Raw genomic sequence first — 11,136 nt, forward strand, 5'->3', positions numbered from 1 at the left:
CTATTAATAACGTACTAACTATTTATTAAACCAAAATACTAAGCAAAAGCATAAATGAAAAATTTCACTAACATGATTCGTATTAGCCTCCTCCTCGCATTATCAACGCGCGGCTAGGTTTTATTGCTTGAAAAATAAATAGATAACATAATAAAACACTAAACCCGCGCTATTCAACGCGGGTTTTTTTATGCTCGTTATTTAGCGCAAAAACTTTTAAAAATCAGGGACAAACATGGGCATTTCTAACGATAAAGTAATTATTTTTGACACCACATTACGTGATGGCGAACAGGCATTGAACGCGAGTTTATCGGTACACGAGAAATTACAAATAGCGCACGCTATTGAACGTTTAGGTGTCGACATTATGGAAGTGGGTTTTCCAGTTTCTTCACCGGGTGATTTCCAGTCCGTACAAGAAATAGCAAGAACCGTGAAAAATTCTCGAGTTTGTGCCCTAGCCCGAGCCGTTGAAGGCGACATTAAAGCTTGTGCTGATGCGTTGAAGCCTGCTGACCAATTTCGTATTCATACTTTTATATCTACCTCTGACGTGCATGTTCAACAAAAATTGAAAAAAAGCTTTGCTGATGTACAAGCCATGGCCGTGCATGCAATTAAATATGCCCGCCGTTTCACAGATGATGTTGAGTTTTCGTGTGAAGATGCTGGCAGAACCCCAATTGACAATTTATGTCGTATGGTTGAACAAGCCATTATAGCGGGTGCCACTACCGTTAATATTCCTGATACTGTGGGCTACACATTACCAAACGAGTTTGGTGGCATCATCGAAACCTTATTTAATCGTGTACCTAATATCGATCAAGCGGTTATTTCTGTGCATTGTCATAATGATTTAGGCTTAGCTGTTGCTAACTCAATGTCAGCCGTACAAGCCGGTGCTAGACAAATCGAATGTACCATTAACGGCATTGGCGAGCGCGCTGGCAATTGTTCGCTTGAAGAAGTAGCCATGATCATGAAAACTCGCCAAGAATTATTAGGTGTTCATACACGTATTAATCATCAAGAAATTGCCCGCACCTCAAAATTAGTTAGCCAGCTTTGTAATATGCCTGTGCAATTAAATAAAGCCATTGTCGGTGGTAACGCTTTTAGTCATTCATCAGGTATACACCAAGATGGTATGTTAAAAGCCAGCAACACCTATGAAATTATGACCCCAGAAAGTGTCGGCATCAGTAAAACTAAATTGAACTTAACTTCTCGCAGCGGCCGTCATGTTATTAAGCATCGTATGGAAAGCTTGGGCTATCAAGAGTCAGATTATGAAATTGAAGCGCTTTACGCTGACTTCTTAGCCTTAGCGGATAAAAAAGGCCAAGTTTTTGATGACGATTTAGAAGCCTTACTTTTTAATATTCAGCAACAAGATCAACAAGACTTTTATCAATTACAAACCGTTAATGTACAAAGTGGCGGTAGTGAGTTTGCAACGTCAAGTATCAAGCTTGCCTTAGGTGAAGATAGTAAAATTGTTTCAGCAACCGGTAATGGCCCTGTCGATGCTCTTTATCGCGCCATTAAAAAAGCCATAGATATTGAATTTGAAGTAAGCGATTACAAAATTTCAAACAAAGGTGAAGGTGAAGACGGCCTAGGCAAAGCTGATATTGTTGTATCGTGGCAAGGCAGAAATTTCCATGGTTATGGCTTAGATACTGATGTAATTAAAGCATCAGGGCATGCATTGGTTAATGCGCTTAACGGGATTCATCGTGCGATTACCATTGCCGAGTTAAAAACTGAGCTTAAAACCGATTTTAAAAAAGAAGCGGCTATTGATGGCCAAAGCCAAATTTAGATAAACGAGCGTTAAACAAATTAAGGCTAACTTCAACGAAGTTAGCTGTAAATCAGATTCATTTATTAAGTAAATTTTATAGGTTAAAAAACAATATTATGTCGAAGATTGCAATATTAGCCGGTGACGGCATCGGGCCAGAAGTTATGGCACAAGCAGAAAAAGTTTTACAAACAGTTGCCCAGCAGTATGATTTTGAAATTAGTACAGCACACTATGACGTAGGTGGTTGCGCTATCGATAATCACGGTGAAGCACTACCAGAAAGCACTGTTAAAGGCTGTGAACAAGCCGATGCTATTTTATTTGGTTCAGTCGGTGGTCCAAAGTGGAGTAACTTACCACCAACAGAGCAACCAGAAAGAGCCTCTTTATTAGGTTTACGTGGTCATTTTGGACTATTTTGTAATATGCGCCCTGCGCAGCTTCAAAGTGCTATGTCTCACCTTTCACCATTACGTGCTGATATTTCAGAAGCTGGTTTTGACATTTTAGTGATACGTGAGCTAACGGGTGGCATTTATTTTGGCGAACCTAAAGGGCGAAAAAATCAAGGCCAAGAAGACGAAGCGGCTTTTGATACTATGATTTATTCGCGTAAAGAAATAAGCCGAATAGCACACCTAGCCTTTCAGTCAGCTCAAAAGCGCCGTAACAAGGTTATATCTATTGATAAAGCCAATGTATTAGCATCTTCTGTATTATGGCGAGAAGTGGTTATAGAGGTTTCAAAAGACTACCCTAAGGTTGAACTTGAGCATATGTATGTTGATAACGCTGCTATGCAATTAGTGCGCGACCCTGCACAGTTCGACGTTATGCTATGTTCAAACTTATTTGGCGATATTTTATCTGACATTTGCGCCATGATCACCGGCTCTATGGGACTTTTACCTTCAGCGAGCTTAAATGAGCAAGGTTTTGGTATGTATGAACCTGCCGGTGGTACAGCACCTGATATTGCAGGTAAAGGCATTGCAAACCCAATAGCACAAATTCTTTCTGCGGCATTAATGCTACGTCACAGCTTAAATCAAGTTGAAGCGGCAAGTGCAATAGAAAACGCGGTAGCGGCAACGCTGAGTGCAGGTAACTTTACCGGCGACTTACTTAGCCCAGAAGAGCGCCACAAAGCTAAGTCTACCAACGAAATGGGCGATATTATTTGCCAGTACATTCGTGATAATAAAACAACTTCAGGAGCAAAATAGCATGGCCAGCACTTTATACGAAAAATTATGGCAAAATCATATTATCGAAGAAAAAGCTGAAGAAACGCCGTTAATCTTTGTTGATCGTCATTTGATCCACGAGGTGACATCTCCACAAGCTTTTGCTAATTTGAAATTTCATAACCGTGTATTACGCCATCCTGAACGTACTATCGCGACTATGGATCATAATATTTCTACTCGCTCTATTGAAATTAATGCCGCCGGTGAAGGCGCAGCAAATCAATTAAGAACTCTTGAGAAAAACTGTAAAGAGTTTGGTATTGAATTATTTGGCATGGGCCATAAAAACCAAGGTGTTGTGCATGTAATGGGGCCAGAACTTGGCTTAACGTTACCCGGTACAGTAATTGTTTGTGGTGACTCGCATACGGCTACACATGGTGCTTTTGGCGCTTTAGCATTTGGTATTGGTACCTCTGAAGTTGAGCATGTATTTGCTACTCAAACTTTACGTCAAACTAAAGCTAAAACAATGCGAATTGAAGTAAAAGGCCAAGTCGCTCCTGGCATCAGCGCTAAAGATATTATCTTAGCGATTATTGGCAAAACGGGTAGCGCAGGCGCAACGGGTTATGTGGTTGAATACTGTGGTGATGCGATTGAGCGCTTGACCATGGAAGAGCGCATGACGGTTTGTAATATGAGTATTGAATTTGGTGCTAAAGCGGGTCTTATTGCCCCAGATGCGACTACTTTTGAATACTTAAAAGGCAAAGATTATTCGCCAAAAGGCGATGTATGGGAACAAGCAGTTAATGATTGGAAACAACTAAAATCAGACACTGACGCAACCTTTGATAGCTATTTAACGCTTGAAGCAAAAGACATTAAAACCCAAGTGACTTGGGGAACAACACCGGGTCAAGTAACCCAAGTTGATAATGTTGTGCCATCACCTGAAGACTTTTCTGACCCTGTAGAGCGCGACTCTTGTATTGCTGCTTTAAAATACATGGGTTTAACTGCCGGTACAAAAATTACCGATATCACCATCAACAAAGTGTTTATTGGCTCATGTACGAACTCTAGAATAGAAGATTTACGCGCAGCAGCAGCTGTTGCCAAAGGTAAAAAAGTATCTCCAACGGTTGATGCTATTGTAGTACCAGGTTCTTACCGTGTTAAAGCGCAAGCTGAAGCTGAAGGCTTAGCACAAACGTTTATTGATGCAGGTTTTGAATGGCGCTTACCCGGTTGTTCAATGTGTTTAGGCATGAATGATGACGTGTTAACCGAAGGCGACCGTTGTGCTTCAACGAGTAATCGTAACTTTGAAGGCCGACAAGGCCGTGGTAGTCGTACACATTTAGTTAGCCCTGAGTTAGCGGCTGCCTCTGCTATTGCAGGACATTTTGTCGACTTAACCGCTATTAACTCACAAGCTAAAGGAGCATAACATGGAAAATTTTACCCAGCATTATGGTTTAGTTTTGCCATTAGATGCAGCGAATGTTGATACTGACCAAATTATCCCAAAACAGTTTTTACAAAAAACGACTCGCACAGGTTTTGGTCAACATCTATTTAATGATTGGCGCTATCTAGATAACGCAGGCAAAGTAGATAACCCTGAATTTATTCTTAATAAGCCGCAATATCAAGGCGCGAGTATTTTACTAACAGGTGAAAACTTTGGTTGTGGCTCGAGTCGAGAACATGCGCCTTGGGCTCTGCAAGAGTATGGTTTTAAAGTCATTATTGCTTCAAGTTTTGCAGATATTTTCTATGCAAACTGTATCAATATCGGTGTTTTACCTATTACATTAACAGAAGCTGAAATCGCTGAGTTATTCAAGCAATCAAAAGCTGATTTGCAGCACCTAACGATTGATTTAACCGCAAGTAAAGTTAAAACAGCAGATGCAGAATATAGTTTTACGTTAACACCATTTCACAAATATTGTTTAGAGAACGGTGTAGATAGTGTTGGTTGGACGTTAAATAAAATTGATAAAATAGAAAGTTACGAAGCAAAAATGCCGGTATGGCAATAAGTCAGTAACCAGAGCCATCAGACTAAACCTCTGGTGGCTCAAATATTTTCTAACAAAGCTACGTTTATAGGTAACACTAATTCCAAGAAGTTAAAGCATCCATAGTAAATTTTTCACCTCTAAAACTCAGTACCACTTTCTGCGGTAGTATTTCATTCAAGAGTAATTCACGACCAATATAATCGCCTTCGTAGCGATCGCGACCATTAACTCTAATCCAACCTTGGCCATCACTGGCATAAATATGCATTTCAAATGCTAACGACGGTACACCATCTTGCACCCATGTAGGCATTTGCGTAAGCGGTAAAACATCGCTGTTATCTACTTTAACTTTTTCAACAGTATTGTCACTTTGCTTAGTTTCTTCAATAGCAGATTGAAAGCTTGCCAGTAATGCGTCTGACACACCTTCTTCAGCTTCAACAACATAATTATTAGGTGTTACTTTTTTTACTTTTGGCGCTAAATTTTGTACAGGTGTTTGTTGTGTTGTTTGTAGCTCAGCTAATGGCTTTTCTTTATCAATAAACTCAACGTTAGTTTCAGCTAATTTGTTATTTAGCGCGGCAACCTCATTTTTGCTATCAATATCATCATTTCGATTCGCTACCGTCTCTGGTATGACTTTTTCTTGAACGACAATCTTAGGATCTGCACCAGCGTTTTGAGCTATTTCATTTGTATTAGTATTAACTAAAGTAGCATTGTTATTGATTGAAAGTGTTTGCGTTGCGTTACTTTCGACGTTACTTTCAACAGCACTGGCCAAGCTACGCTCAGGTTGTATGCCATGAAGATGGTATGTTCCCCACCAAATACCAATAACTAACACTATGCCTAATGCTGAAACTAAGCCGCCAACTTTCACAAAACTATTTTGCCACCAAGGCTTCACTTCAAATTCATCACCTAACGCATCATGCGCAGCTTGTAGCACTATTTTACGATTAACTACGGCATTATTGCTGTTGTAAGCATTCATCAACGAGCGCTCTGCTAACAGGTTCATTAAGCGAGGTATGCCTTTACAGGTTTTATGAATTGCACTCACCGCACTTTTATCGAAAATATTACGAAAACATTTTGCCACTGACAAACGGTGTTTAAGGTATTGTTCGACTTCTTGTTTGTTTAGCGGTAATAAATGATATCTGGCCGTTATTCTCTGTGCTAACTGGCGTAAATCACGGCGTTGCAATAATTGTTGTAGCTCAGGCTGACCAATCAAAATGACTTGTAGAAGCTTTTTAGTGTTGGTTTCTAGGTTGGTTAATAATCTTAATTGCTCTAACACTTCAGGCTGTAAGTGCTGGGCTTCATCAATAATCAACAAAGTATTGATATCGTCGCTGTGATTTTTCAGTAATTTTTGTTGAATTTTATCAGTCAGTGTTTTTAACGTAGCGCCCGTTTTACGATAGCGAATTTTTAGTTCATCACACAGCGTTGCCAATAATTCTTGGCTGGAAAGCGTTGGGTTTAGAATAAAAGCGGCTTGGGTGTTTTCTGGTAAATTTTCCATTAAACGGCGGCTAAGCGTAGTTTTACCTGTGCCTACTTCACCGGTAAGTAGGACAAAACCGCCCGTATCACCTAAACCATAAGTTAAGTGGTTAAGTGCTTCGCGGTGGCGTTCACCCATAAACAAATAATCTGGGTTTGGTGCAATTGAAAATGGCTTTTCTTCTAAACCAAAATAACTTGTATACATAGTAAATCTTAACTAATGAATCGACCCTGTGAAATTACCCTGAACGCGTTCATATGTCAAAATTCAGCTGCATTTGTGTTAGAGTTTATTGGTATAATCACCCTATATTATTTACTTATTTATTTTCAGAGGTTTAAAGCACTTAAATGGCAGATATAACCCAACAACTTAACACGTTTTTAGTCGGTGGTGCAGTTCGTGACTCGCTACTTAATCGCGCAGTTGTTGATAACGACTATGTAGTTGTTGGCTCAAGTGTCGAGGCAATGCGCCAACTTGGATTTATACAAGTTGGCAAAGACTTTCCGGTATTTCTTCACCCCAAAAGTAAGCAAGAATATGCCTTAGCTCGCACAGAGAAAAAATCAGGCCAAGGCTATACTGGCTTTAATTGTAATGCATCACCAAACGTAACCCTTGAAGAAGATCTACTTCGAAGAGATTTAACCATTAATGCCATGGCAATGGATGAAAATGGTAAAATAGTTGATCCTTACAACGGACAAATAGATCTAAAAAATAAAGTTCTACGTCATGTTTCAATGGCATTTATTGAAGATCCTTTGCGCGTTTTACGGGTCGCCCGCTTCGCCGCTCGTTACCATGAGTACGGTTTTACCATCGCCCCCGAAACACTTGCGTTAATGACACAACTCAGTGAGAGTGGTGAATTATTAAGTCTTTCTGGCGAACGTGTATGGCAAGAAATGCAACGCAGCTTAGCCGATGCTAACCCTGAAGTGTTTTTTCAAGTGTTATATCAATGCCAAGCATTAAAGTCGCTGTGGCCTGATTTACATAATTTATGGGGCATACCAAACCCAGCAAAATGGCATCCTGAAATTTGTTCAGGTTTACATACTATGATGGTATTAAAACAAGCAGTGCTGCTATCGACAAAAACAACCATAAGATTCGCCAGTGTTTGTCATGACCTAGGTAAATCGTTAACTGAAGATGAAACATTGCCATCTCATCCAGGACATGAAACTGCAGGCCTGCCTTTAATCGAAGAATTATGCGCTCGTTTAAGAGTGCCAACAGCATACAAAACCTTAGCGTTAAAAGTTTGCCAGTTTCATTTGCACGCACATAAAGTATTTGAATTAAAAGCCAGTACTATTTTAAAGCTTTATGACCAGCTTGATGCTTGGCGTAAACCAGAAGAGTTTTATGATTTTCTACTTTGTTGTCAAGCCGACTTCACCGGTCGTCTTGGTTTTGAAAAACGAGAATACCGACAAAAAGATTTTCTTTATCATGCATTTGAAAAATTAGTTCTTATCACAGCAAAACCTTTTGTTGAGCAAGGTTTAAAGGGCCTTGAAATTAAAGCTGCTATATCAGAGCAACGCCTTGAAGTGTTGAAACAATTCAAGCTTGAGTATATACAACAAAGCCAGATTGTTTAACTTAACGTTGCTAAGTTAACAGCACTGATTCAATAGAGCGGAGTTAACCTCCCTTGCCCTACATATCGTTAGGATAGCTACTTACCTGACTAAAGCACCCAACTTATTAATACATCAGACATAAAAAAACCATATCAAATGATATGGTTTTTTAGACTTAATTTACTTTAAAATTAAAAGTTATAAGTAGCTTTTACGTAGTAGAAACCGCCGTTGTAATCGAACGGACCACTTTCATAGTACTCTGCACCTAACTGACCGTAAGACTCTTCAGGTAACTTTTGAGCTTCTTGGTCGAAAAGGTTATTCGCGCCAACAGACAATGTAATGCTGTCATTTACGAAGTAACTTACTTCTGCATCAAGAGTAATTGCTGAGTCAGCAATTTCATTCCAACAACCAATGGCACATGTATCATCTGCATGAGTTGCAAAGTACTCACCAAAGTAGTTAACACGTACAAAGCTCGTTACACTATCCCAAGTTTGTGAAATAGTGAAAGTAGCACGATGATCAGGCATACCTTCTTCTAAACGATGTACTTTACCTTCATCAGTTGTGTCTGGATTAAACTTATCAACAGTTGTTTCATTCCAGTTATAAGCTAATGATAACAATGTATCACCGTCTAATAACTCCATTGAATAGTTTGCAACAATATCAACACCTTGAGTAGTTGTATCGAAGTCGTTAGCAAAATAAGTTACCGCAGAAATCAACTCAGGGTTAACAACACCAAGTGCTTCAAGTTCAGCATAATCAGCAGGTTCAACATCAATTTGGCTAGACTGAGCTAAACGATCAGTAACTTCAATGTTGTAGTAATCAAGTGTAAAGAAGAAATCACCTTCTTGATAAACCATACCACCAGCAAAGCTGCGTGATTCTTCAGGTGCTAACTCTTTACCGCCATAAAACGCAGAAAGTGGGTTCGTTGGTGGTGCTAAGAATGTTTGAATTAAATCGCCCATTACTAGTGATGTTTGCGTGTTAACAACGTTAGCTTGACCAACAGTAGGTGCTCTAAAGCCAGTACTATGAGACGCTCTGAATGAAAACTCATCATTAAGCGTGTATTGTGCTGTTAGCTTATAGTTAGTTGTATTACCGAAGGTTGTGAAATCTTCATAACGTACAGCAGCGCCAAGTAAAAAGTCTTCTGTTAACTGTGCTTCAACATCAACATAAGCGGCAATGTTGCGACGGTCATTACGACCTTGAGTTTCAGGACCAAAACCTTTAAAACCATGTGAACCGATATTGAAACCTTGGTCAGCAAATGCACCCGCTTTCCATGATGATTCTTCACCAGACACGATTTCAAAGCTTTCTTCACGCCATTCAAGACCTGTAGCAACATTCACTGGCTCTTCGAGACCCATTTCAAAACCTTTAACTAAATCAAAGTTGAAGGTTTTTTCCATTTGGATATAACTACCCGTGTCGAAATCAACAGGAGTTTCTAAACCAAGTGATGGGTTTAAGGTATTTTTTAAATTAAATTTAGATTCGTTACGACCTACTGAACCACTTACGTCAAAGTACCAACCTTCAAGCATACCACTGTTAATGTCACCTTTAGTACCAACAGTTAGTGATGTATCAGTAATATTGCCACCAAATTGTGGCGTGTAACCACCTGGGAATATTTGGTTCATTGAGAAACAGTTAGGATCGGCAACCATTGCTTGGTATTCAGTAGTATCAAGAACATTTGGAACGTTTGCAGGAACTACAGCACATGTGCGCGCTGCGCCTTGTGATTGTGCGATATCGCCAACAAGCAGTGTTTCACCACCATCAACAGAATAAACATTGCCACGGTTATGTGGGTTACGGTAGTAGAAACCACCGGTCACATCACGCTCAGAGTAGTTACCGAACATGTAGAATTCTTTATCATCACCTAAATCTAAACCAACATTACCGAATAAAGTAATGTCATCTTTAACTTCAGGATTACCCCAAATTTGGGCAGGGTCTTGAATTGAAGTATTGCCAGCGTCTGCAATGCCTTGTGCATCAGGACGTTGTACACTTCGGCTAGTAGCATCAGCATTTTTTAACTGAAAACTTAAATTAACAAAGCCATCTTTAGTAAATGGCAAGCCAATGTTACCGTCTACGATCGTTTGGTCACCATCACCTTCGTAGTAAGAACCTTGTTTTACAGAGATTGAACCGCCATCTGCATCATCTTTCAATACAAAGTTCATTACACCAGCAATAGCATCTGAACCATATTGTGCTGCAGCACCATCGCGTAATACTTCAACTTGCTTGATAGCAACACTTGGTATTACTGAAATATCAGGACCTTGTGCACCATCATTAATACCACCACCTTGGAATGCAATAACTGATGCACGGTGACGACGTTTACCGTTTAAAAGTACTAACGTTGAATCAGATGGTAAACCACGTAAGTTTACTGGGCGAATGAGTGATGCTGCATCACTAATAGGTTGTGCGCGAGCATTTAACGAGGGAATTGCACCAACCAACATGTCTAGCATGTCACTTGAAGCATTTTTACCTAACTCATCACCACCAATAATATCAATAGGTACTGGTGATTCTGCTACTGAACGAGGTGCTGAACGTGAACCAATAACGGCGATACGTTCAACACTTTCTTTTTTGGCTGCTTCTTCAGCAAAACCAGCAGCAAAACTAGGAGCAGTTCCTAGTGCTAAGCCAACAGCTAAAGCTAAAGTACCTGTGCGAAATGTTGTAGACATGATATTTCCTTCCTAATATGTGTTTATGTTTTGTCTGTTATCTATTTTTATAGTTATATTTTTATCCATTAATTTAATTGCAGCAAAATTATTTCTTAATAAATAGTAGGGTGACAACTATAAATGGAATGATTATTTATAAAATAGTTAGAAGTGCTTTACAAGTAGTGTTTTTAAAGGTGTTTTAACAATGTGTGTATTAATATATT

Annotated in this window: 7 protein-coding genes; 5 read left to right on the plus strand and 2 right to left on the minus strand. The window is 39.5% G+C overall.

Annotated features, from left to right (window positions below):
* The first annotated feature begins 235 nt into the window (after window positions 1-235).
* The 4 genes from leuA (at window position 236) to leuD (ending at window position 5,060) form a co-directional block, all read left to right on the plus strand.
* Window positions 236-1,831, plus strand: coding sequence for a 2-isopropylmalate synthase (gene leuA, locus H4J50_RS16885; RefSeq protein WP_182257453.1), 1,596 nt, complete (start codon window positions 236-238; stop codon window positions 1,829-1,831).
* 98 nt (window positions 1,832-1,929) lie between these two features.
* Entirely contained in the window at window positions 1,930-3,042 is a 1,113-nt protein-coding gene (gene leuB, locus H4J50_RS16890) for a 3-isopropylmalate dehydrogenase (protein WP_108456969.1), read from the plus strand.
* 1 nt (window position 3,043) lies between these two features.
* Window positions 3,044-4,462, plus strand: a complete 1,419-nt coding sequence (leuC, locus tag H4J50_RS16895) for a 3-isopropylmalate dehydratase large subunit (RefSeq protein WP_182257454.1) — start codon at window positions 3,044-3,046, stop codon at window positions 4,460-4,462.
* A gap of 1 nt (window position 4,463) precedes the next feature.
* On the plus strand, window positions 4,464-5,060 hold the full coding sequence (gene leuD / locus H4J50_RS16900) for a 3-isopropylmalate dehydratase small subunit (RefSeq protein WP_108456971.1): 597 nt from the start codon (window positions 4,464-4,466) through the stop codon (window positions 5,058-5,060).
* Window positions 5,061-5,136: 76 nt separating this feature from the next.
* Here leuD and H4J50_RS16905 read toward each other — a convergent pair whose 3' ends face one another.
* Window positions 5,137-6,774, minus strand: coding sequence for an AAA family ATPase (locus tag H4J50_RS16905; protein ID WP_182257455.1), 1,638 nt, complete (start codon window positions 6,772-6,774; stop codon window positions 5,137-5,139).
* Between the two features lie 146 nt (window positions 6,775-6,920).
* Between H4J50_RS16905 and H4J50_RS16910 the strand changes: the two genes are divergently transcribed.
* Window positions 6,921-8,186 carry a multifunctional CCA addition/repair protein gene (locus tag H4J50_RS16910; protein ID WP_182257456.1) on the plus strand — a complete coding sequence of 422 codons (1,266 nt, stop codon included), beginning with the start codon at window positions 6,921-6,923 and terminating at the stop codon, window positions 8,184-8,186.
* A gap of 173 nt (window positions 8,187-8,359) precedes the next feature.
* Here H4J50_RS16910 and H4J50_RS16915 read toward each other — a convergent pair whose 3' ends face one another.
* Complete coding sequence (locus H4J50_RS16915; protein WP_182257457.1) at window positions 8,360-10,927, minus strand: TonB-dependent siderophore receptor; 2,568 nt, start codon at window positions 10,925-10,927, stop codon at window positions 8,360-8,362.
* Window positions 10,928-11,136 lie beyond the last annotated feature (209 nt).

Source organism: Colwellia sp. 6M3 (assembly GCF_014077595.1).
Classification (GTDB): Bacteria; Pseudomonadota; Gammaproteobacteria; order Enterobacterales; family Alteromonadaceae; genus Cognaticolwellia.